The 22,841-nt window shown below is 68.6% G+C and carries 17 protein-coding genes; 4 read left to right on the top strand and 13 right to left on the bottom strand.

Annotation, left to right across the window (positions count from 1 at the left end):
- Positions 1-96 precede the first annotated feature (96 nt).
- Entirely contained in the window at positions 97-2,640 is a 2,544-nt protein-coding gene (locus ACX28W_RS29250; RefSeq protein ID WP_459002683.1) for a PP2C family protein-serine/threonine phosphatase, read from the top strand.
- 53 nt (positions 2,641-2,693) lie between these two features.
- Here the strand turns inward: ACX28W_RS29250 and ACX28W_RS29245 are convergent, their stop codons facing one another.
- The gene (locus ACX28W_RS29245) at positions 2,694-3,356 is read right to left on the bottom strand and encodes an NUDIX domain-containing protein (protein ID WP_362084873.1); all 663 of its coding nucleotides are present in this window, start codon (positions 3,354-3,356) and stop codon (positions 2,694-2,696) included.
- 132 nt (positions 3,357-3,488) lie between these two features.
- Here ACX28W_RS29245 and ACX28W_RS29240 point away from each other — a divergent pair, with 132 nt between their 5' ends.
- A complete protein-coding gene (locus ACX28W_RS29240; RefSeq protein ID WP_459002682.1) occupies positions 3,489-3,845 on the top strand; it encodes a hypothetical protein in 357 nt (118 codons plus the stop codon).
- Positions 3,846-3,848: 3 nt separating this feature from the next.
- On the opposite strand, the gene ACX28W_RS29235 is transcribed toward ACX28W_RS29240, so the two are convergent.
- From ACX28W_RS29235 to ACX28W_RS29220, 4 genes are all read right to left on the bottom strand, one after another.
- A complete protein-coding gene (locus tag ACX28W_RS29235; protein ID WP_459002681.1) occupies positions 3,849-4,328 on the bottom strand; it encodes a fibronectin type III domain-containing protein in 480 nt (159 codons plus the stop codon).
- Between the two features lie 442 nt (positions 4,329-4,770).
- Entirely contained in the window at positions 4,771-5,151 is a 381-nt protein-coding gene (locus tag ACX28W_RS29230) for a hypothetical protein (protein ID WP_459002680.1), read from the bottom strand.
- 144 nt (positions 5,152-5,295) lie between these two features.
- Positions 5,296-7,182 (bottom strand): discoidin domain-containing protein, encoded by a 1,887-nt coding sequence (locus tag ACX28W_RS29225; RefSeq protein ID WP_459002679.1) that lies wholly within the window; start codon positions 7,180-7,182, stop codon positions 5,296-5,298.
- A 323-nt stretch (positions 7,183-7,505) separates the two neighbouring features.
- Complete coding sequence (locus ACX28W_RS29220; RefSeq protein ID WP_459002677.1) at positions 7,506-8,501, bottom strand: LacI family DNA-binding transcriptional regulator; 996 nt, start codon at positions 8,499-8,501, stop codon at positions 7,506-7,508.
- Between the two features lie 249 nt (positions 8,502-8,750).
- Here ACX28W_RS29220 and ACX28W_RS29215 point away from each other — a divergent pair, with 249 nt between their 5' ends.
- Positions 8,751-9,305, top strand: a complete 555-nt coding sequence (locus ACX28W_RS29215) for a DinB family protein (protein ID WP_459002675.1) — start codon at positions 8,751-8,753, stop codon at positions 9,303-9,305.
- Between the two features lie 68 nt (positions 9,306-9,373).
- On the opposite strand, the gene ACX28W_RS29210 is transcribed toward ACX28W_RS29215, so the two are convergent.
- Positions 9,374-10,246 (bottom strand): universal stress protein, encoded by an 873-nt coding sequence (locus ACX28W_RS29210; RefSeq protein ID WP_459002674.1) that lies wholly within the window; start codon positions 10,244-10,246, stop codon positions 9,374-9,376.
- Between the two features lie 442 nt (positions 10,247-10,688).
- On the opposite strand from ACX28W_RS29210, the gene ACX28W_RS29205 reads away from it, so the two are divergent.
- The gene (locus ACX28W_RS29205) at positions 10,689-12,485 is read left to right on the top strand and encodes a coagulation factor 5/8 type domain-containing protein (protein ID WP_459002673.1); all 1,797 of its coding nucleotides are present in this window, start codon (positions 10,689-10,691) and stop codon (positions 12,483-12,485) included.
- 26 nt (positions 12,486-12,511) lie between these two features.
- Here the strand turns inward: ACX28W_RS29205 and ACX28W_RS29200 are convergent, their stop codons facing one another.
- From ACX28W_RS29200 to ACX28W_RS29170, 7 genes are all read right to left on the bottom strand, one after another.
- Complete coding sequence (locus ACX28W_RS29200; RefSeq protein ID WP_459002671.1) at positions 12,512-13,783, bottom strand: SGNH/GDSL hydrolase family protein; 1,272 nt, start codon at positions 13,781-13,783, stop codon at positions 12,512-12,514.
- Positions 13,780-16,197, bottom strand: a complete 2,418-nt coding sequence (locus ACX28W_RS29195) for a glycosyl hydrolase family 95 catalytic domain-containing protein (RefSeq protein ID WP_459002670.1) — start codon at positions 16,195-16,197, stop codon at positions 13,780-13,782. The genes ACX28W_RS29200 and ACX28W_RS29195 overlap by 4 nt, the downstream gene beginning before the upstream one ends.
- Positions 16,198-16,382: 185 nt before the next feature.
- Entirely contained in the window at positions 16,383-18,221 is a 1,839-nt protein-coding gene (locus tag ACX28W_RS29190) for an alpha-galactosidase D (protein WP_459002669.1), read from the bottom strand.
- A 75-nt stretch (positions 18,222-18,296) separates the two neighbouring features.
- Positions 18,297-19,223 carry a carbohydrate ABC transporter permease gene (locus tag ACX28W_RS29185; protein WP_459002667.1) on the bottom strand — a complete coding sequence of 309 codons (927 nt, stop codon included), beginning with the start codon at positions 19,221-19,223 and terminating at the stop codon, positions 18,297-18,299.
- Complete coding sequence (locus tag ACX28W_RS29180; protein ID WP_459002666.1) at positions 19,220-20,152, bottom strand: carbohydrate ABC transporter permease; 933 nt, start codon at positions 20,150-20,152, stop codon at positions 19,220-19,222. Before ACX28W_RS29180 ends, ACX28W_RS29185 begins: the two co-directional genes overlap by 4 nt.
- A 26-nt stretch (positions 20,153-20,178) precedes the next feature.
- Positions 20,179-21,492 (bottom strand): ABC transporter substrate-binding protein, encoded by a 1,314-nt coding sequence (locus tag ACX28W_RS29175; RefSeq protein WP_459002664.1) that lies wholly within the window; start codon positions 21,490-21,492, stop codon positions 20,179-20,181.
- 70 nt (positions 21,493-21,562) lie between these two features.
- The gene (locus ACX28W_RS29170; RefSeq protein ID WP_459002662.1) at positions 21,563-22,741 is read right to left on the bottom strand and encodes an ROK family protein; all 1,179 of its coding nucleotides are present in this window, start codon (positions 22,739-22,741) and stop codon (positions 21,563-21,565) included.
- Between the last annotated feature and the right edge of the window lie 100 nt (positions 22,742-22,841).

Genomic DNA, 22,841 nt, shown 5'->3' with positions numbered 1-22,841 from the left:
GCGACTGAGGCGTCAGGTCAAGGTGCGGGCGAGTGCCGGTGAGGCGCATTCTTGCTGTGGTATTCCCCCTGACGGCGGGCGGACGAGGGCAGACCGATGACTGGGAGCGCCGAGCGTGAGGACCAGGCACTGGATGGCCTGGCCTCCCTGCTCAGCGGGGCCGTGGCGGACGCGATCCGGGCGGCCCGCGGCTTCGCGGGGGGCATTTATCTCCGCTCACGCACGCCCGGCCTGCTGAGGCTGGCCGTCCTGGCGGGGCTGCCCGGTCAGCTGTTCCATTTCTGGTGGCGTATGCCGCTGGACCGGCCGTTCCCGGCTGCCGACTCCTACAAGCAGGGCAGGGAGGTGCTGCTCGCCGACGCCACCGAGACGATGCGCCGCTATCCGCAGCTCGCGGCCGGTCTGCCGTTCCAGTTCGGTTCGCTGTACGTCCCGGTCACGGGCGCGTCGACTTCCTTCGGGGTCCTGACGGTGCTGCGTCCCGCGGCCTCGGACGCCACCGAGGTGCTGCCGGACCGCGACCGGATGACGGCGGTGGCTGAGCAGCTGGGGGCCGCACTGTCGGCTCTGGAGAAGGACGGCGTCGAGGTCGCCTGGGACGGGGAGCCCGCATGTGTGCGCCCGCCCTGCGACGGCCCTCCTCCGCGGTGTGTCGGGCGGTTCACCTGGGATCCGGCCGAGGGCGGAGTCACCGCGGACGATGCGCTGTGCGGCCTGCTCGGCACCGGTCCCGGGACTTACCCCGGGACGCCGGAGGCGTTCGCCCGGGCGTTGGCCCTCGACGACCCGCACGTGCTGCTGGCCGCGCTGCACGAGACGGCGGCCGGGCACCCCCCGCCCCATCCGCTGCCGGTGCACACGACGGACGGCGCGCTGCGGCTGCTGGAGCTGTGGACATCGGGCAACGCGCTGGTCCCGCCGTACCGGGTCAGCGGCGCGGTCGTCGATCCTGGCCCCGGCCCGGCGGCGGACGAGGCGGCCGATCTGCTCCCGGAGGGCGTGTTCGCGCTCGACCGGCTCGGGCTGATCACCTACGTCAATCCGCGCGCCTCCGAGCTCCTCGGCCGGCCGCGGACGGAGCTGCTGGGGCGACCGCTGTTCCAGGCCGTGCCCTGGCTGAATCAGCCGTCCTACGAAGATCATCTGCGGGGGGCACTGCTGTCGCCCGAGCCGGTGCACTTCCAGGTCGGCCGTCCGGGTGGCGACCGTGGCCCGGCGCCGGGCCACGGAGACACGTGGCTGACGCTGTCCGTGTATCCCGGTCCCAGCAGCCTGACGTGCAAGCTGATCCCGATGGGGCGGGTCGCGGACACCACGGAGGCCGCGGAGGCCGCGCCGCTCGACGCGCAGCCGACGGCGGGCGGGCCGCCCGGCATCGACCAGCCCGCGGCCGGCGCCGCCACGATCGGGCTGTACCGGCCCATCGTCCTCGCCATCGCGCTGACCGAGGCCGTGACGGCCCACCAGGTGTCCGAGATGGTGATGCGGGAGCTGCTGCCCGCGTTCGGCGGACGTCGGCTCGCCATCTACCTGTTGCAGGAGCGGCGCCTGTACCTGGCGTGGGAGACCGGCTTCCCGCAGGGATTCCTGCCTCCGTACGACGGGGTGGGACTGGACGTGCCGCTGCCCGGGGTCGAAACGCTCACCCATGGCCGCCCGCTGTTCTTCGAGTCGATGCAGCAGCTGGCGGCCGCCTATCCCGGCATCCCGCTGGACGCCAAGGAGGGGGCCAGGGCCTATCTGCCGCTGATCGCCTCGGGACGGCCGGTCGGCTCCTGCATCCTCGGCTTCGACCGCTCCCGCAGCTTCAGCACAGAGGAACGTTCGGTGCTGACGGCGCTCGCGGGACTCATCGCGCAGGCGCTGGAACGGGCGCGGCGCTACGACTCCGAGGCCGCCCTCGCCCGCGGCCTGCAGGAGGCCCTCCTCCCGCACCGGTTGTCGGCGCACCCGCAGGTGGAGACGGCCGGGCGCTATCTGTCCGGCACCCAGGGGATGGATGTGGGGGGCGACTGGTACGACGTGGTGGAGGCCGGCGACGGACTGGCCCTGGTCATCGGCGACGTCCAGGGGCACGGCGTCCAGGCGGCCGCCACCATGGGCCAACTGCGCAGCGCGGTACGGGCGTTCGCGCTCAGCGACCATACGCCGGACGAGGTGATGAGCCACACCAACCGGCTGCTCATCGACCTCGACCCGGGCCAGTTCGCCAGTTGCTGTTACATCAGGCTCGACCCGGTGACCGGGGTCGCCCGGGCCGCGCGGGCCGGGCATCCGCAGCCTCTGCTGCGCCACCCCGACGGCCGCACCGAGGTGCTGGACCTGCCCGGCGGGGTGGTTCTCGGTGTGCACCCGCAGGCCCGCTACCCGGTGACGGATCTACTCCTGGAACCCGACGCCGTGCTGGCCCTCTACACGGACGGACTGGTCGAGCACCCCGGGACCGACATCGACGACGGCGTCGAAACCCTGCGCGCGACCCTGTCCCGCGCCGGCACGCCGCACGCCCGGCGCGGTGCCTCCTCGTTGTCCCGCGCGGCCGACCTGCTGACCGCGGAGGCCCGGCAGGCCACCGAACGCCCCGACGACATCGCCCTCCTGCTCACCACGCGCCGGTCCACACGCGGCGACAGTCAGTGACTCTTCTCCTCACGCCTTGAAATCTCACGCTTGAACTCTCGCACCTTGAAATCTCACGCCTTGAAGGGTCCCTCCAGCGCCGCCCACTGCAACAGCATGATGGTCTTGGCGTCGGCGATCTCCCCGGTGCGGATCATGGCCAGGGCCCTGCGGAAGGGCAGTTCGACGATCTCGATGTCCTCGCCCTCCTCGTCGAGCCCGCCGCCCTCGTGGGTCCGGGTGGACGGGCCGTAGGAGGCGGCGTAGAAGCTCACCCGCTCGGTGACCGAGCCCGGGCTCATATAGATGTCGAAGACGTGGTGGATCTCGCCGACGGTGTGCCCGGTCTCCTCGATGACCTCGCGCCGCACAGCGACCTCGGGATGCTCGTCCTCCTCGTCGAGCAGCCCGCCGGGCGTCTCGATCAGCATCCCGTCCGGGTGTCCGTTGATGTACACGGGGTAACGGAACTGCCTGGTCAGCAGCACGGTTTCCCGCTCGGCGTCGTACAGCAGGAGGGTGGCTCCGTTGCCGCGGTCGTGGGTCTCCCGCTCCTGGGTGCTCCATGTGCCGTCGGCATGCTGGAAGTCGAAGGTGGTGGTGCGTTCCACGTACCAGTGGCTGGACAGGAGTTTCACATCCCGGATCTTGACCCGGGGGTTGCCGGTCAGGTCCCGGCCGATCTGGTCGAGTCCGGTACGGCCTCGACGGTCCGGAGTGTCGATACCTGCGGTCATCGGGTGCGGGCCGGGCTGGAAGTACGGAAATTGGTCATGATCGCTTCTACCATTCCGGCCCGGCCGCTGTCAGGTGACAACCGAACCCACGGGCCCTGACCATGGACGGCGTCGCACGTCTAGGCTCACTGCATGGAACAGACCGAGATCATCCTGCGCGCCATCGGCGTCCTCACCGAGACCAACGCGATGGTCCGCAGGATCGCCCAGGCCGACGACGACGCCGAGGTCGAGTCGACCGAGACCCAGCTCGGTGCGCTCGTGACGGAGGTGTTTCCCAGGGTCGAAGTGCCCGCCGACGCCGGACCCGCAGAGGCCGGCCAGGCCGTCGCGGACGCCTATCTTCCCGCCACCATCTCGCTCGTGGGCGCCTTCGCGTTCCTCTTCTCCGAACTCGCCGACCTCCACGACTCCGGACGGACCGACATCAAGTCGGCCGATCTCCTCCAGGACCTCGCCCTGCGCATGTCCAGGGCCGACAACGCATAGGAGTCATTCGCCAGTGGTCAGCCGGACCACGTTCGACCGCTCGCCGTACGTGAAGGCCCGGACGCGGTACGACGCTTGTTTCTCCGTGGGCAGGGTGATCAATCCCGTGGAGTTGACATCGGGATCGAGGACCACGAGGGGCTCGTACTCGGAACTTCCCCGGGTACGGACCTCCAGCAAAAATCCCGCCTCGTCGGATGCGTGGTCCGTCCACGTGAAGAGGATGCCGTTCACATGCTTGACCACGGCGTGGAAATCGGAGGGGGCGCCCGCACCGGAGTTCTCGAGGGGCCGGCCCGGGACGACACGTCCCGGGTCCTTGCGGGCGGGGAGCCAGTCATGGCTGGAGCCCTCGTCCGCTTGCGTCAGTTCCCCCTCCGGCAGGGAGACGGTCAGCGGGGCCGAGGCCGGGCCGCGGAAGGCGCGGAGCCGGTAGAAGAAGGTCGTGTTCGGGATCAGATCGGGGTGCCGGTAGGTCGTCACGCCCGGCGGCAGGTACTGGAGGACGGTGTACGGGCCCGACTCCTCGGTCGCGAACTCCAGCGCCTGACCGGATGCTCCCGGCTTGTCCTCCTGCCAGTTCAGATCGATGTCCGTGGGAGAGGTGAGCTGGGCGCGCAGTCCGCTCTCGTCTGGCGTCTGCGGTGCGTACGGGTGTCCGCATACGGCGCCTACTACCGAACGCTTGTCCAGCGATCCATCCTTCAGGGTGGAGGTGAGGGCATCCTGACCGTAGCGGCCCGGAGGGCCGCAGCGACAGCGCTAGTATCACCTTGTCCGACAACGGAGTTGTCGGACCTACCGCCGGGCGGGCGGGACGTGAAGCCTGTGGAGACCTTGTCAGACCACCCTCGGGTGGCAGGGGTCGATGAAGCAGGAACCCAAGGGAGCACCGCGTAGCGGTGCTGACCGGAATCACCTGCGTTCACACAGGTGAGGGCGTCAATTGCGCCAGAACTTGATGTTGCTCCACACAACGGTCGCCAGCCTCTATGACAAGTTCGGTGCGGTAGGCGCCGAACTTGTCATAGAGGCCGGCGACCCTGAAGTAGCCCTCGAATTGCCGCGTGCCGCCGGTGTACGTGGCGTATCGCCGCTCGGCCCGCTGGTCTCCACTGGCGGTGGAGCAGGTGAGCGTGAACGTCAGGCCGTCGACCTGACCACAACCCCGTTCCTGCACCGTGTACGTGGGCGATACCGACGTCCAGCCGCCGGGTTCCACTTCGGCGAAGGCCCCCGGCGCGGCCAGCAGCGACGAGGCGCACACCGCGCCGGCCACACCGAGTGTTCGAAGACGTGTGAGCATCCGGGCTCCTTGAGTGGGGGGTCATCGTTCACAAGAATGAACAATGGCCTTGTCTTTGAACATTGACTGGAAAGTAGGACTGGACCAGCCGTTCGTCAAGAAGCCCGGCTCGCACCGCCTTTCACTGCCGACCGGCGGTCCGGTTCACCTCTTCTGCTCGACGCGCACCCAATCGATCTCGGCCTGCACTCCCCCGGCCGCGACCTTGTCGACGCTCGACTGCGGCAGACCCCAGTAGGGCGTGGTGACCTGGTTCCAGCCCGCCGGATAGGCGCCGCCCAGGGCGAGGTTGAGGATGACGTACTGGTTGTGGTCGAAGACCCACTGGCCACGGGTCGATTCCAGCTTATTGCGCGTCGTCTCCTGGACGAGCACGTCGTCGACGTAGAAGCGCATTCCCGTCGGGGTCCACTCCACCGCGTAGTTGTGCCACTGGTCGGCACGGCCTCCGGCGGGATAGATCTGGCGGGCGCCGATGTTTCCGTCCGCCGAGTAGCCCGGGCCGTGCAGAGCGGTGCTGGTCCAGTCCGCGTAGCCGACGTTCTCCATGATGTCGGTCTCGCCGGACGCGGGCCACGACACGGACGGATCGTCGACGTTGCTGCCCAGCAGCCAGAAGGCGGGCCAGAAGCCGTCACCGACCGGCAGTTTGATACGGGCGCTGACCTTCCCGTACGTGAAGTCGAACTTGGTGTTGGTGTCGATGCGGCCGGAGGTGAAGTCGTAGGTTCCGGCCGGTGTCGGGGTGCAGTCGTTGCAGTACTTGGACTTCAACAGGAGGCTGCCGTTCTGGGTGGCGATGTTGTCGGTGGAGTCGACGTACGCCTGGGACTCCCCGTTGACCGGGCCCATCTCGTAGCCGGTTCGCACGACCCGCCACTTGGAGCGGTCCAGGCTCGTCCCCGTGAAGTCGTCGAAGAACGTCGTCTGGTACGTCCCCGACTGCTCCCCCGGCAGGGCGGGGTACGCGGCTGCGGCGCTGCCGCCCGTGCCCCAGACCTGGAACTCGTAGAGCGAGTAGCCGAACTGGGCGGTCGCGGGCGCCGGGTTGTAGAAGGAGCGGCGCTCCTTGCCGAGCATCCGCACATAGCGTCCGGTCGTGGGCTGCGGCAGCGTGACCGTGTCGTGGCGGCCCACCGCGTCCGCCGGGGACTTCACGTCGGCGCGGCGGGCGGCGACCTCGGCGGTGGACGGCCGGTAGACGGTGCGCCAGTTCGCGTTGTCGTCGGAGACCTGGAGTTCGTAGTCGACTGCGTATGCCGCCTCCCAGTACAGGTCGACGGTGTTGATGGTCGAGGTGGCACCCAGGTCCACGGAGACCCAGCGGTTGGCGTTCCAGTCGCTGGACCAGCGGGTCTGGTCGGCCTTGAGGTCGGCGGGCCAGCCGCCGTCGGTGACGAAGGCGGGTGCATTGCCCGCGTGCTGGTAGAGGTTGGAGTAGGCGGGGTGGTTGAGGGCGAGGTTCGTACGGGTCGTCGAGGCCGGGGCGGGTTCGCCGCCGTAGACCTTGAAGGCGAACAGCGAGTACCCGTACGGCGTGGCGCGCTCGACGCCGCGCATCCGGACATACCGGCCCGTGACTTCCTGCGGGTAGGTGTGCGCGGTGACCGATCCTCCGGCGCCGGCGGTCTCGGTGTAGAAGGGCGTCCAGTCGGTGCCGTTCTTGGACACCTCCAGGACGTATCTCTTGCCGTAGGCGGCCTCCCAGTCCAGGACGACCCGGTCGATGCGGAGGGTCGCGCCGAGGTCGACGCGGATCCACGCGTCGTCCGCGAACTGGCTCGACCAGCGGGTGGCGCCGTTGCCGTCGAAGGCGAGGCCCGGGGCGGTGCCGGCGTTCTCGCTCCCCGAGGCGGTGACGGCGCCGGGGTTCGCGGTGTAGGCGGCCGCGGCCTGGTCGGCGTCCCAGGCCGCGACGGCCGCGACGGATTCGGACGCCGGGCCGGCGAAGGCCTGTCCTGCCGCCAGCAGCGACAGGGCGGACAGGGTGGCCAGGGCGATCATCAGCGTGCGGGGGGTACGGGATGGCATGCAGCTCTCCTAAGGGAGTTGGGGGTGCCAGTTCTCCGTGCGGGTGTGCGGTGGTGTGCTCAAATCGACGTCCTGTGGTGCCGGGGAGCGCGGACGTCGACGTGCTCGGGTGCTGCCGGTGCGGTCGGTCCGGCAGTGCGTACGGTGTTCCGTAGGCGGCTGGAGGGTGTCGCTTGGATCACCTCGGATCAGGCCGCGGCGCATGGTGCGGTGCATCGCAAGGCGGAGCATGACCCGCGTACTGGGCGTACTCGGGTGATGCGACAACGCGGCGAGGTGCCGTGCCAGGCGTCGCGGACCCGGGGTGATCCAAACGACACCCCCTAGGCCGCCGGTGCCGACCGGCGCGCGATCATTTCCGTGGGCAGGACGACGGGAGCTGTCGGCAGTTCCTCGCCCGCCAGACGGGTGAGGAGCATCCGTGCGGCCGTCTCTCCCATGTCCCGCATGGGCTGGCGGACCGTGCTCAGTGAGGGCTCGGTGTGCGGGGCCACCGGGATGTCGTCGAAGCCGATCACGGCGACATCGTCCGGCACGCGGATCCCGGCGTCCCGCAGGGCGCCCAGGACGCCCACCGCCGCGAGGTCGTTGTGCGCGAAGACCGCGTCGAACTCCCGTCCCTCGGCGACCAGTCGGCGCACGGTCTCGCGGCCGTCGGACTCGGTGAAGTCGCCCTCGACGACCAGATCGAGCCCGACGCCGTGCTCGGCGCAGGTGACGCGGAACCCGGCCAGCCGGTCGCGTACGCATCCGAACCGCGAGGGCCCGGTGAGCACCAGTGGCTTGCGCCGGCCATCGGCCAGGAGGTGGCGCGCCGCCGAGACCCCGCCTTCGAAGTTGGCGGCCGTGACGGACGGGAACTCGGGGTGGTGCCCCCGGTCGTCGATGAGGACGACGGGCAGGCCCTCGCGGTGCAGCGCCGTCAGCATGTCGAGGGTGTTCTCCGGCTCCACCACGAGCAGCCCGTCGAACGCGCGCGCCGACACCTGGCTGGTGAAGCGCGCGACGGACTCGGTACCCCGGTTGCAGGTGAACAGCAGCAGGCCGAAGTCGGCGGCTTCCACGGTGTCGACGACGCCCTGCAGAACCTCGCCCATCCACGGCCAGGTCAGCGAGGGCACCAGCATGCCCACGGTCCGGCTGTTGCCCCGGGCCAGACCGACCGCGCCCGAACTGGGCACGTAGCCCATGCGGTCGATGACCTCGCGGACCCGGGCGGCCGTCGACGCGTCGACCTCGCCCCGGGTGTTCAGCACCCGGGACACGGTCGTCTTGCTCACGCCGGCCGCCTGAGCCACATCGGCGATGGTCACAGCCATGACTGCCTCCCGGAACACGGGGATCGCGCTTTCGCGCCCAGGACCGGTACCGGTTCCGGAACCGGTTCCGGCGCTGGGCCGCGAGTCAACCGGACTGTCATGTTGCCGTCAATAGTTCACGCCAGAACTGCCTCGACTCGGTACCAGTACCCTTGCTGATTTCGGGACTTGAACGCGGTCTGCGTCGAGAACGACGCCCCTGCTGGCCTCGAAGGCACAGCTCAACGCCCTGCGCCGATAATCGTGCGCATGAGCAGCCCACAGCGAAGAGCCGACTTCTTCACCGCGCCGCACCAGGGGCGCCGCCGCCTCAACGCCCGTACGACCGGGGACGAGCGCGCCATGCTGGTCTCCGTGCTGGCGGCCCAGCGCGCGACGCTGGAGCTCAAGTGCGCGGGACTGAGTGTGGAGTTGTCGCGGCGGTCCGTGGAGCCCTCGACGCTTTCACTCCTCGGACTGGTCAGGCACCTCGCCGATGTGGAGCGCCGCTGGTTCCGGAGCGTCCTGGCCGGGCAGGACGCGCCGCCTCGGTTCTCCACCGGGGCCGACCCCGACGAGGACTTCGACGGCGCGGTGCCCGACCCCGCGGTCGTCGGCGCGGCCTGGCATGCCTGGCACGCCGAGGTGGCGTTCGCCGAACGCTTCGTCACCGAGGCGCCCGGCCTCGACGTCGAGGGCCACGACTCCTGGCTCGGGGTGGTGTCGCTGCGCTGGGTGCTGATCCACATGATCGAGGAGTACGCCCGCCACAACGGGCACGCCGACCTGCTCCGCGAACGCATCGACGGTGCGGTCGGCTTGTGAGCCGCTCCGGAGCCGCTCCTGCCGGTATTCCTGAAGTACCGGCCTGGAGCCACCTTTCGCCCGGTACTTCAGGAGTGCGGGACCACCGCCACAGGGCACGGCGCGTGGTGCATCACCGCATGGGCCACCGAACCGATCCGTGACCCCACCGCCGAGCGCTCGGCGCGGCGCTGGACGACCATCAACTGGGCCCGCGCGGCCAGCGGGAGCAAGACCTGTCCGGCGCTGCCCATCTCGACGTACTCGGTGACGGACACCTCGGGAAACCGCTCTCGCCAGGGCTTCACCGCCTCGGTGAGGGCCTTCTTCTCGAACGGTTCCAGGCCCCCGGCCTCGTCAAGCAGCTTCAACGAGCCGGGGCTGTAGGCGAACAGCGGCGGCAGGCTCCAGGCACGCACGACGCGCACCGAGGCGCCGCGGGCCGCCGCCGTCTCGAACGCGAACCGAAGACCGGCGGCGCTGTCGTCCGGACCGCCCCGCTGTCCTACGACGATCTCGCGGCCCGCGGCCTCGGACGCGGCATTGTCATCGGCACGCACCAGCACGACCGGGCCGGCGGCCTCGGCGATCACCTGCTGTCCGACGGAGCCGATCAGGAAACCGACGATCGTTCCGTGTCCGCGCGAACCGAGGACCAGCGTCTCGGCGTCCGAAGCCGCGGCGACCAGCGAGTCGACGGCGCCGCCGTCCAGGACCTCGGCCGAAACGGACAGGTCCGCGTGCCGCTCGGTGACCGTGCGGGCGGCGGCCGCCACCAAGTCCTGTGCCCACCGCGCCTGTTCCTCACGGTCCGGCCCGCCGGCCAGTTGGTGCGGTTGCCCGTGCCAGGCGTACACCACCCGCAGGGGCAGTCCGCGCCGGACGGCTTCCCTGCCCGCCCACGCCACAGCGGCCCGGCTCTCGTCCGATCCGTCCACGCCCACGGTGATCGGGTGCGTCATTCGTCTGCCTCTCTGTCGCCGGCTCACATGTCCTGCCGGTCTCGCTGTAGCCGTCGGCCTCCGAGCGAGATCCTCCAGCGTGCGAGCCTGTCCGCCCATCCCCGCACCCTAACGGCACGGCGTTCCGGCGCCGTAGAGCGCTCTCCGCGCAGGGCATGCGGGGCGCCGTGGCGCGAACGCGCCAGGGGATCCCAGGGCGGACAGCACCCGCCTTTCGCGCACCTCTTGAACGCGGTCGACGCTCCGCAAGAAGGATCGACCGACCCTCAGACGTGAATGAACTACCGCACAGCGCCGCCCAGTTGGCTGTTCACTCAGCAACAACATCCGGGATCCCGGTCACAACTCTTGACGCCTGGTTCACACGGATGAAGCATGCATCGGCAAGAGAGCGCTCCCAGCACCTTCCATCGTTCACTTCCTGAACCAGGAGAGTCGCCCCATGCCCTCTGCCTTCACAGATGCCTCTGACTCCGGCCAGTCCCCGCCGGCTCGCCGGTCCGTTCTCGGAGCGATGGCCGCCGCGGCTGCCGCTCCCGCTCTGCTCGGCCTGTCCACGCCGGCGTCCGCCGCCCCCGTCAAGCCGCTGGCCCTGCCCGGTGGCGGTGACCTCGGCCCGAACGTCATCGTCTTCGACCCCTCGACCCCGGGCATCCAGGCCAAGCTGGACGAGGTGTTCAGACAGCAGGAGTCGGCCCAGTTCGGCACGGGCCGCTACCAGTTCCTGTTCAAGCCGGGCACGTACAACGGGCTCAACGCCCAACTCGGCTTCTACACCTCGATCTCGGGCCTCGGTCTGTCCCCGGACGACACGACGATCAACGGCGATGTGACCGTCGACGCGGGCTGGTTCGGCGGCAACGCCACCCAGAACTTCTGGCGTTCGGCGGAGAACCTCGCACTCGTCCCCGTCAACGGCACCAACCGTTGGGCCGTCGCGCAGGCCGCCCCCTTCCGGCGGATGCACGTCAGGGGCGGGCTCAACCTCTCCCCCAACGGCTACGGCTGGGCCAGCGGCGGCTACATCGCCGACAGCCGGATCGACGGCACGGTCGGACCGTACTCCCAGCAGCAGTGGTACACCCGCGACAGCTTTGTGGGCGGCTGGCTCAACGCCGTCTGGAACATGGTGTTCTCGGGCGTCGAGGGAGCCCCCGCGCAGACCTTCCCGAACCCGCCGTACACCACGCTCGCCACCACACCGATCTCCCGCGAGAAGCCGTTCCTCTACCTCAACGGCACCGAGTACCGCGTCTTCCTGCCGGAGAAGCGCACCAACGCGCGCGGCACCACCTGGGGCAGCGGCACGCCGCGCGGTACGTCGCTGGCGCTGACGCAGTTCTACGTGGCCAAGCCCGGTGTCACCGCCGCCACCCTCAACGAGGCACTCACACAAGGCCTCCATCTGCTGCTGACGCCGGGGATCTACCACCTCGACCAGCCGATCCAGGTCAACCGCGCCAACACCGTGGTCCTCGGCCTCGGTTACGCCACCCTGATCCCGGACAACGGCGTCACCGCGCTCAAGGTGGCCGATGTCGACGGAGTTCGCCTCGCGGGCTTCCTCATCGACGCCGGTCCCGTCAACTCCGCCACCCTGCTGGAGGTCGGGCCCGCCGGAGCTTCGGCGAACCACTCCGTCAACCCGACGACCGTGCAGGACGTCTTCATCCGCATCGGCGGCGCGGGCGCCGGCAAGGCCACCACCAGCATGGTGATCAACAGCCGCAACACGATCATCGACCACACCTGGGTCTGGCGCGCCGACCACGGCGCCGGAGTCGGCTGGGAGACCAACCGGGCCGACTACGGCGTCCGGGTCAACGGCAACGATGTGCTGGCCACCGGGTTGTTCGTCGAGCACTTCAACAAGTACGACGTCCAGTGGTACGGCCAGGGCGGCCGCACGATCTTCTTCCAGAACGAGAAGGCGTACGACGCGCCGAACCAGGCCGCCATCCAGAACGGCGCCATCAAGGGGTACGCGGCCTACAAGGTCGCCGACTCCGTGACCACGCACGAGGGATGGGGCCTGGGCAGCTACTGCTACTACAACGTCGATCCGACGATCCTCCAGCACCATGGATTCGCCGCGCCGAACACTCCGAACGTGAAGTTCCACAACCTGCTGGTCGTCTCGCTGGGCGGTCAGGGGCAGTACGAGCGCGTCATCAACGACACGGGCTCGCCCACCTCGGGCACCTCGACCGTGCCGTCCACGGTGGTCTCGTACCCCTGACCGCGCCTCCGGAGCCTGGCCTCACCTCAGCACGAGGCCAGGCTCCCGATGTCCACCGCGTCGGCCATCGCCGCCATCCCCTTGTCATTGGGGTGCAGATGATCGCCGTTGTCGAAGAACGGGGAGATCCTCTCGTGGTCGTAGGGGCTGCGCAGGATCTGGTCGAAGTCGGTGACGGCGTCCAGCTCCCCGCTGTTGCGGACGAATTCGTTGATCTCAAGGCGGACGGACTCCGCCGCCGCGTCCCATTCGTACCAGCCCTTGAAGGGGGCGATGGTGGATCCGACGACGCACTTGCCCGCCGCGTGGGCCTGTTCGATGATCTTCCGGTAGCCGTCGATCATGTCCTGGGCCGTGACTCCCGAGTGGGCTTTGATGTCGTTGACCCCCTCGAAGAGGAAGACCGTGCGCACGCCGGGATGGGACAGCACGTCGCGTTGCAGACGGTTCAGCGCGCTCTGCCCGGCGCCGTCCTCGAGCACCTTGTTCCCAGAGATCCCTTCGTTGGCGACGCCCTTGATCGGGGTGTTCGCCACCTGGAGCCGACGGGCGAGGTAGTCGGGCCAGCGGCGGTTCAGGTCAGTGCTCGACTGCCAGCCGTCGGTGATGGAGTCACCGAGGGCCACCAGCGAGCCGACCGCCGTGGTTGTCTCCACGTTGACGGCGTCCAGCCAGTACCAGGACCCCATCGGATCGGTCCAGTTGGCCGCGCCCTCCTCGGCGGCGTGGTTGCCCGCGGTGGCGTAGTTGGTCTGCATGGCCATGCCGTGACCGGTCGTCGGTCCCTGGGCGCCCGTCACGTACAGGCTGATGACCAGATTGCTCTGGGCCGCCAGCTTCCCGGGCAGCGGATCACTGAGCACCGTCTCGCCCGCAGGAACGGTGACGGACGCGGCCCCGCCGAAGGACAACTGCCGGTTGGAGCCGCGGACCAGCTCCGCCCCCTGCTTCTGCAGCCCCGCGTACGCGCTCTCGAAGGTCACCGGGTTCTCGCCGAAGGCATTGGACAGCCGGATCTGCATGTTCGTGCCGCCGACGCTGGTGCGCACGATCAACCGGTAGCTGCGGTCGGCAGGCCCGGCGCCCTGCCGGTCGGCGCCGGCGCCCCAGGTGACCACGGAGTGCTTGCCCTTCGCGGCGGCCGGGGCCGCCGCCGTGCTCGACGGGGCCTGCGACAGCGGCTCCTGCGCCTGCGCCTGTGCCTGTGCCGTCGCCGAGGCGGCCAGGAGCCCGCCGACCGCCATGATCAGCGCCGATACGACGCCCACCGCGCGGCGCCGGTACGAGGCGCCGCTCATCCGAAGTTCCGCAGTGTGACGGACTCTCCGGACTTGAGGCTGATCTTCCGCGAGGCACCGCCCGCGACGAGGGTCGTGGTACGGCCGCCGACGCTCTTCAGCGTCACCTGGGTGACCTTGCCGTTCTTCCAGCTGAGGTCGGCCACGAAGCCGCCGCGGACGCCCACGCCGGACACCGAGCCGGATGCCGCCCAGGCGGCGGGCAGCGCGGGCAGCAGCTCGATGTGTCCGGGCCGCGAGTAGAGCAGCATCTCGATGATCGCCGCGGGGGTACCGCAGTTCGCTTCGATCTGGAAAATGCCGCGGCCCGTCTCGACCTCGTAGATGTCGAAGAGGTTCATCGCGCTGCCGTTGGTTCCGTTGACCGACGGCTTCAGGTTGTTGACGACGAGCCGGTACGCCTTCCCCGCGTCCTTCAGCCTCGCCCAGCACAGGGCGCGCCAGGCCTGGGCCCAGCCGAAGCTGGTCATGCCGCGCGCGGTGAGGAGCGCCGTCGCGCCGTCCAGGATCTCCTTCGGCGTCGACTCGTCCGGACGGATCCGGTCGCCGGGGAACAGGTTGATGAGCGGGGAGAGGTGCCGGTGCGTGGTCTCACCCAGGTTGTCGGGCGACATCCACTCCTCCAGCCAGCCGCTCGTGGGGCTGACCACGGGCAGGTACAGACGCTCGCGCAGACCGTCGACGGTCTTCCGGTACGCGCCGTCCCTGCCGAGCAGCTCGGAAGCGGTGTGGAAGTTTCCGAAGAGGCCCCACACCAGTTCCTGGGCGTAGGTCATGCCCTTGGCGTCCTGCGGGCCGTGCTCGGGCGACCAGTCCTTGTCGTCGATCAGGACCTCGCGCTTTTCGCCGGACGCGTCGGTGACGGTCGTGGTGATGAGGCGGGCCTCCCAGAACTCCACGGCGCCCTTGATCAGGGGGTAGATCTTCTTGAGGTAGGCGCGGTCCTGGGTGTACTCGTAGTGCTCGAACAGGCTCTGGCAGAGCCAGGCGTTGCCGGCCGGGTGCCACCACCAGCCGCTTCCGCCATAGGGGTTGGTGGAGAACGCCACAGCCCAGCCGGCGAGCTTGCCGCTGGAGTTGCGGAATCTGTTGGTGGGGTCGTTGAACTGCCGCTGGGTGACGTCCGTCCACGAGGGCAGCTGCGAGACGCAGTAGTCCGTGTAGGCGTCGAAGCAGTCGGACACGCCCACCCGGTCGGCCATCCAGTAGTTCATCTGGATGTTGACGTCGGTGTGGTAGTCGCCCATCCAGTCCGGGTCGTTGCCGTCCAGCCACGGGCCCTGGAGGCCCATGGGCAGGCTGCCCCGCGATCCGGAGATCATCAGATAGCGGCCGAACTGCAGGTAGGCGGCCTCGAGTTCCGGATCGGGAACGTCGTCCCGGTAGCGCGCCTGCAACCGCTCCCAGGTGTCCAGCTCACGCTGCGCGGCGGACGACGTGCCGAGGTTGATGTCCAGCTGCCCGAACTCGGGACGGAAGTCGGCGACGTGGGTGTGCAGCAGTGTGCTCGCCGAGTGGCCGGCCGCGTCGAGGACCTTGGTCCTGGCCAGGCGCTCCGGCACCACGGACGGATCGCGGAACCCCGCCTCGCCGTCGGGCGAGTAGTTGGTTCCGCCGCTGACGACGACGGTGAGGGTCTTGCAGCCGCTGAAGCTGATCGACGTACCGTCGACCTTGACCCTGCCCGTGCTGCTGTAGGCGGTGACGGCGGCGCCGTACTTGAGGCCGTTTGCGAGGGTGGCTCCGAACGACGCGTAGCGCCCGGAGCTGTTGGCCGTGGTGGACTCGCCGTGGGTGCCGGCGAGGGAGACGGTGCCGGTGTAGGTGCCGCCGCCCTGCTGGGAGAAGTACAGGACGATGACGTCGTCGGGGAGGCTGGCGAAGATCTGCCGCGAATAGGTCACACCGGAGACGTCGTACGAGGCGCCGACCAGGCCCTGGGCCATGTCGAGGGTGCGGCGGTAGTTGTTGACGTTGCTCAGGTCGTGGTCGGGGATGGCGACCGTGAGCTTGGCCAGCAGCGTCAGGGATCCGAAGTCCTCGCGGCCGTAGGGGAACTGGCCGTCGCTGTCCAGCTTGTCGTTGAGATGGCCGGTCCACATGGTGGCGTCGGTGATCATCAGAAGTTCGCTGGAGGGGTCGTTGCTCGCGAGGACCCCGAGGCGCCCGTTCCCGACCGGAAGTCCCTGCTCGATCATCGAGTTGGGGGAGCCGGGAGCCCCCCACCACAGCTGGTTCTTCGCGGCGTCGGCCGCGGCCAGCATGGGCGACTCGGTGGGGCGCAGAGGGGCCGCCGAAGCGGTGAAGGCGGGCAGAACGCCGAGTGCGGTGCCCGCGCCGGCAGCGGCGGCGAGGGTCAGGAAGCCTCTGCGGCTGGGGGGGTTGTCGGGTGATTCGGTGCGCTTGATGTCCACGGGGCACTCCATATCCAGGGAACGGCTCGTGCGAGAACGGCTCATGCGGGAACGGCTGGGGGGAACGGCAGGTGGGGGAACGACCGCTGCGGAAACGGCTGGGGGATCCACCGCAGACGACCGTCGGCGTGGGGCCGGTCCCCGTGGGGCCCGGGTTCAGGTCACCGGGCCCCACGGGAAGCAGGTCAGACGGTCTGCGGAACGACGATCTTGTCGATGTCGGGGGCGTATCCGCTGCCGCTGTCGAAGGTGATGGTGTTGGTGCCCGCCTTCAGTGCCAGCTGGACACTGACGGTCTCGGCAGTGCTCCAGTCACCCGTGGAGGGGAACTTCTGGCTGGTGCCGTTACCGCTGTTGGAGAAGACGTTCACCGAGCGGGCGTCGCCGCTGACGTAGGCGACCTTGACGGTGTAGATCCCGTCCTTCTTCACCGTGACGTCGTTGATCTGCAGCTTGCCGCCGGTGTAGAGGTTGCCGACCTTCTTGCCGCCCGAGCAGGCGTCGCATCCGGCCACGGAGGCGTTGCCCGACAGGGTGTTGGCCGCGTCCTCGGCCTCGTAGCTCGTGGTCGCCAGGGTGGTGCCGGCGGGCTTGATGGTGAACAGCCGCGAGCCGTGGGCGGGCAGCGCCGCGGTGATCTTGTTCTTGTAGGTGCCGAGGTTCGACTTGTTCCACAGGTCGCGCACGGAGGCGTTGCCGGTGAACCCGAAGGAAGCCCAGTTGGCGGTGACGGAGGCCGGCGAGTCGCCGAGGTTGAACAGGGCGACGGTGTAACTGCCGTCGGCGTTCTTGGTGCCCCAGACCTGCTGGTCGTTGACCGAGGTGACCGGGCGCGCGACGGGCGAGTCGCTCTGGTCGACGGCGATGACTTCCTTGTTGGTGAGCAGGGACACGCCGTAGCTGTCCAGCTTGGTGAGGTCGTCACCTGTGTAGAGGGGCGACTTGCTGATGGCCCACAGGGTCATGTAGCTCTGCCGCTCGGCCTTGGTGAGGCCGTCCATCTCCCCGTTGCCAACGTCGAGGGCGTCGAGGTCGTTCCAGCCGCCCGGGCCTGCCTTGTTGCTCCACGCGGGTGCGTCGTCCCACCGGTCGTCGACCGAGTTCTCCCAGGTGACAAGCGTGTTGCAGTAGCACTCGATGTCGGTGTCGATGCGCCAGCCGTTGGAGTACTTCTTCCAGTCGGCGGCGTAGTTGATGTCGAGCGACCAGGAGAGCTCAAGATGGATCGGGCGACCGGCGGTCGCGATGGCCTTCTGCCAGGCGGCGACGTCGGCGACGTTGTTGTAGTTGTCACCGGACTTGAACGAGCCCGGGCCCACGCCGTCCAGCTTGAGGAAGTCGTAGCCCCAGTCGGCGAACTGCTGCGCCTGGGAGTCGATGTACTTCTGCGCGCACGGCTTCGAGAAGTCGATCTTGTACGCGCTGTCCCAGCCGTTGGTGGTGCGCAGATCGCTGTAGACGATGTCGGCCGTGGTGCAGCCCTCGGCGTTCCAGATCGGCGTCTTGCCTTCGCCGTACGCCCCCTTCTCCAGGCCGACGGGCAGGTAGATGCCGGCCTTGAGGCCCTTGGAGTGGATGTGGTCGGCGACCGACTTCATGCCGCTGGGGAAACGGACCGGGTCGGGCGTCTGCCGGCCGTATTGGTCGAACCCGGACTTCCAGTTCTTGTCCATCCACCAGCCGGCATCGATGTTGACGTATTCGTAGCCGTACGCCTTCAGCTTGGAGGCGAGGGCGTCCGCCTGCTTCAGGACGTTCGCCTCGGTGAGGTAGCTGTAGTCGCCGTCCGGGTTGAGGCCCGGGTACTTCGACGACTGCATGCTCCAGCTCGACCAGCCCATGTAGGGCTTGGCGGCCAGCTCGGTGGCGGTGGCGGCGGGAGTCGCGGTGGGCGTGTCCGCCTGAGCTGCCGGGACGGCTGTCGCGACGCCCGCGGTGAGGGCGATGACGAGCAGGGATCTTATGGCGCGGCGGCCGGAGCGTGAGGTGGCTCCGGGCATGGCGAGATACGAGGATGACCGCATGGGTCGGACCTCCAGGGACGGTGTCAACGGGACGGTTGGGGCACGGGGCGGCTCAAGCCCCTGCGTTCCGGCGGCTCAGCCCTTGCCGGAGCCGATGGTGAGCCCGCTGATGAACTGGCGCTGAAGCGCGAAGTACACCAGCAGCGTGGGGATCGCGGTCATCAGCGCACCGGCCGCGATGAGGTTGGGATTGGTGAAGTACGCGCCCTGGAGATTGGCCAGGGCGGAGGTGATGGGGCGCTTGTCGCCGGTCTCTATGAGGGCGAGCGGCCAGAAGAAGTCGTTGTAGATCCAGATCGATTCGAGGGTCGCCAGGGCCGCGAACGCCGGCCTGCACAGCGGCAGGATGATCTGGAAGAACTGCCGCCAGACGGGGGCGCCGTCCACGAGCGCCGCCTCGGAGATCTCCTTCGGGATCGTCTTCATGTAGTTGCTGAGCACGAAGGTGCAGAACCCGCACTGGTACGCGATGTGGATGAAGATGATGCCCCAGACCGAGTTGTACAGGAGCAGCGAGTCGGTCATCCAGTACGGCAGCGGGACAAGGAGATACAGCTTGTAGAGGGGGGTGATGAGGACCTGGGCCGGCAGCAGGTTGCCCGCGGTGAACAGCATCAGCAGAACGATGTTCCAGCGGAAGTCGAAGCGGGAGACGAAGAAGGCGACCGCGGCCGAGAACAGCAGGGTGCCGAGGACCGCCGGAACCGTGATGAGGACCGAGTTCCAGAAGAAGTGCGGCATTCCGGACTGTTCCCAGGCGTCCGTGAAGTTGCCGAGGCTCAGGCTGTGCGGCCAGGAGAGATAGCCGTTCTTCGCGGTGTCCGAGTAGGGGCGCAGCGAGGTGTAGATCGCCCACAGCAGCGGGATGAGCCAGAGCAGGGCGATGCCGCCCAGCATCACGTGGCGGCCGGCCTGGCTGCGGGGCTTCGAGGGGCCGTCATGGGACTGGGGTTCGCGCCGGGCCCGCAGGCGGGAGGCCGGACGCGGCACGGTCGTGGTCACTGGTCCTCCTTGCGGACGGTCTGGACGAGGAAGGTGCCGATGGCGGCAAGGGAGACCAGGAGCAGGATGACCGCGAGGGCGGACCCGTAACCGATGTGGCTGGACTCGCCGATGATGTTGTCGGTGATGAGCAGGGAGAGCAGTTCCATGCCGGGTTTGCTGCCGACGCCGCCACCGAGGACGTACACGATGTCGAAGGCCCGCAGGGACTCCATGACCGTGACGACCAGGATGATGATGTTGACCGGTTTCAGGGCCGGGAAGACCACCCGCAGGAAGGTCTGGCGGCCGTTGGCTCCGTCGAGCGCGGCGGCTTCCTTGAGCGCCGGGTCGAAGCCCTTCAGGCCGGCCAGGTAGAGGATCATGATGTAGCCGGTGTGCCGCCAGGCCGAAGCGACGAGTACGGCCCACAGGTTGAGGTCCGGGTTGCCGAGCCAGTCGATGTGGTGACCGGAGCCGGTGGCGTTGAGGATGCCGTTGAGGAGCCCCGTGTCGGGGTTGTAGATGATCTCCCAGATGAAACCCACGACGGCCAGGGAGAGCACCATCGGCAGGAAGATCGCGGTCTGGTAGATCTTCGTGAAGCGGATCTTCCGGTCGAGCTGGTAGGCGAGGAAGATGCCGAACGGTGTGGGCAGCAGGGCCGTGAACAGCAGCCAGATCACGTTGTGCTGCACCGCCGGCCAGAACGGCGGGTAGTTGGTGAAGATCTCCTGGTAGTTCTCCAGGCCGATCCAGTGGATGTCGGCCGGTTCGATGCCGTCCCATGTGGTGAAGGACAGCGCCAGCGAGGCCAGTGCGGGCAGCCAGACTAAGAAGAGCAGAGCGGCAAGGGGGATGCCGATGATGACGGTCAGGAAGATCCGGTCACCGCGACCGAGACTGCGGGCGCGCTTGCGGACTGTACGGGGCGAGGGAAGGGAGGACACGGTGCGTGAGACCTTTCCGGTCCTGGTCAGGCCGTGAAGTAGCGCGAACGCTGCGACTCGATCTTCTTCAGCGTCTCGGTGCCGTCGTCGGGGTGGCTGAGCCACTCGGTCAGGCCGGGGAGTACGACGGTGGAGATGAAGCCCGGGTCGCTGTCGCGGTCCGCGAACTGGCTGATGTTCTTGGCGGAGCCGATGAGATCGGCGGACTTCTTCTGCAGGTCGTTGTACGAACTGGTGGAGGTCTGCTCGTTGACGCCGAGGTTGCTCGGGTCGACGCCTGCGTACAGTTCTTCGGCCTGCGCGCTGCCGAGGAACTCCAGGAACTTCTTGGCGCCGTCCTCGTTCTTGGGGCTCCGGCTGAGCATGAACCCGTCGGTGGGCGCCTCGACGGCGTCCTGCCCGTGCGCGGAGTCGACCTCGGGGAAGGGGAAGAAGTCGAGGTCACTGCGGATCGCCTCGTCGGTGACCTGCTGCCCGAGGAAGAGGCCGGTGACCGACATCCCGGACTTCTTGTCCAGCAGGGACTGCGCGGCGTCCTGCCAGGAGCGGCCGCCGCCGCTCGCCTGGTAGTAGGGGGTCAGTTCACGCCAGGTGTCGAGGATCGCGACGGCGCGCTTGTCGGTCCAGGAGGTCTCGCCGCGCAGCAGGGACATGTGGAAGTCGTAGCCGTTGGCCCGCAGGTCGATGTAGTCGAACGCGCCGAGGATGCTCCAGGTGTCGCCGCCGCCGTATCCGGAGGTGATCGGGGCGAGGCCGTCCTTCTTCATCTGCTTGGCGAGCGCGACGAACTCGCTCCACTTCTGCGGGACTTCGTAACCGCGCTCCTGGAACACGCTCTTGCGGTAGAAGACGGCCCACGGGTAGTTGTACAGCGGCACGAAGTAGTACTTGCCGTCCTCGCCCTTCGAGAGCTGCTTGGCGGCGTCGCTGAAGCCGCCGCCTATCTTGTCCCACACGTCGTCGATCGGGGTGGCGAGGTTCTTCTTGGCGAAGTACTGCATGCGGTAGCCGGCGAACCAGGTGAAGACGTCGTCCGGGGTGCCCTGCAGATAGGTGGTGATGCTCTTCTGGAAAGTGTCGTGGTCGACGGTGTTGGTCTTGACCGTCAGCCCGCTGTCCTTGGTGAACGCTTCGGTGACGGTGGTGTAGGCCTTCTTCGGGGTGGCGTCGGCGCCGTTGGACCCGAAGGTGACCGTCTTCGGGTCGGCTGCCGGTCCGCCGCCGCACGCGGTCAGAACGGGCGCGGCCAAGGCGGCTGCCCCGAGCCCCATCAGTCCACCGGTCACTCTGCGGCGGCTGGGTCCGCGTGCCGCCAAGAGGTTGCGACTCTGCTGCGTCATCGTTGCTCCTCGTGCCTTTCGATGCGTATCACCGCTTATGGGTACGGATGGATCTGGACGCGTGCGACGGTCAGTCCGTGTCGGCTCGAATGAAGGACTGGATGGCGGTGGCCGCGGCGCCGCGCGCCCACTCCTCGAAGGGCAGGGGGTGGGTCTGTACGTCGCACCGCGCGGCCGATCCGAAGGCGGTCGCGGCGAACGCGTCGCGGATCTGCTCCGCGAACAGGTCGTACGCCGCCAGCCCTTCGCCGGAGATGATCACTCGCTCGGGGCCGAGCAGATTGACCACCGTCGCGATACCGCGGCCGATCGCCTCCCCCGCCCTCGCGTACACTTCCCGCGCTCCGGGGTTCCCGTCATGGGCCAGGTCCAAGGCCTGGGCGGCGTCGGCGACTTCTACACCGGTCACCTCCCGGATCCTGCTGACGATCGCCGAGTCCGCGGCGATCGCCTCCACACAGCCCCGGTTGCCGCAGTGGCAGAGAGGGCCGGCCGGGTCGATGGCGACGTGCCCGATCTCACCTGCCACGCCGTACGCCCCGGACACGACCTGCCCGTGCACCACGAGACCGCAGCCGATCCCGGCGCCGACGGTCACCACGGCGAAGTCGGAGAGGCCGACCCCGGCTCCGAACCACTGCTCGGCGACGGTCAGTGCCCGGACGTCGTTGTCGACGGTGACCGGCAGCCCCGTCGTCGTGCGGGCCAGTTCGGCGAGCGGAACGTCGCGCCATTCCAGGAAGGGTGAGTACCGCACCACGCCGGCGGCGCGGTCCACATCACCGGAGACCGCGATGCCCAGGCCCTGGACCTGGACGCCGAAGCCGTCGGCCTCGGTCAGCAGCTCCTGTACAACCCCCGCGGTCAGCGCCAGTACCGCCTTGGGGTCGCGGGTCGTGAGCGGCACATGCCGGGCGACTCTGATGCGACAGCACAAGTCCGTGAGTACGGCGATGAGTTCGTCGCCGGTCATCTTGACTCCGATGAACAGTGCCCTCCCGCCGTCGACCCGCACCGGGTTGGCGGGCCTGCCGAGGGACGACTGCCGCGCGTCCTCGTCGACGTCCTCCATGAGGTAGCCGACCTCGATCAGAGGCCGTACCGCCTTCGTGACCGCCGCGGCGGACAACCTGGTCCGCCCCGCGATCTCCGACCGCGTGAGCGGGCCATGGGACAGCACGGTGGTGAAGATCTGGGCAACGGCCGGCGTGTGGGCCGGGAACGCCTCTGTTCGACTGGTCGAGCGCATGGCCGGAACCTAGGGTCCTTATTTTCTGTTGTCAATAAAAGAAACAAGATCCTCTTGAGAATGCTTTGCATGACACCCTCAACCTACAAAAACAAGAACA

This window comes from Streptomyces sp. SD15, assembly GCF_054462255.1.
The sequence above is the reverse complement of the archived record's forward strand: the minus strand, read 5'-3'. Positions and strand labels throughout refer to the sequence as shown.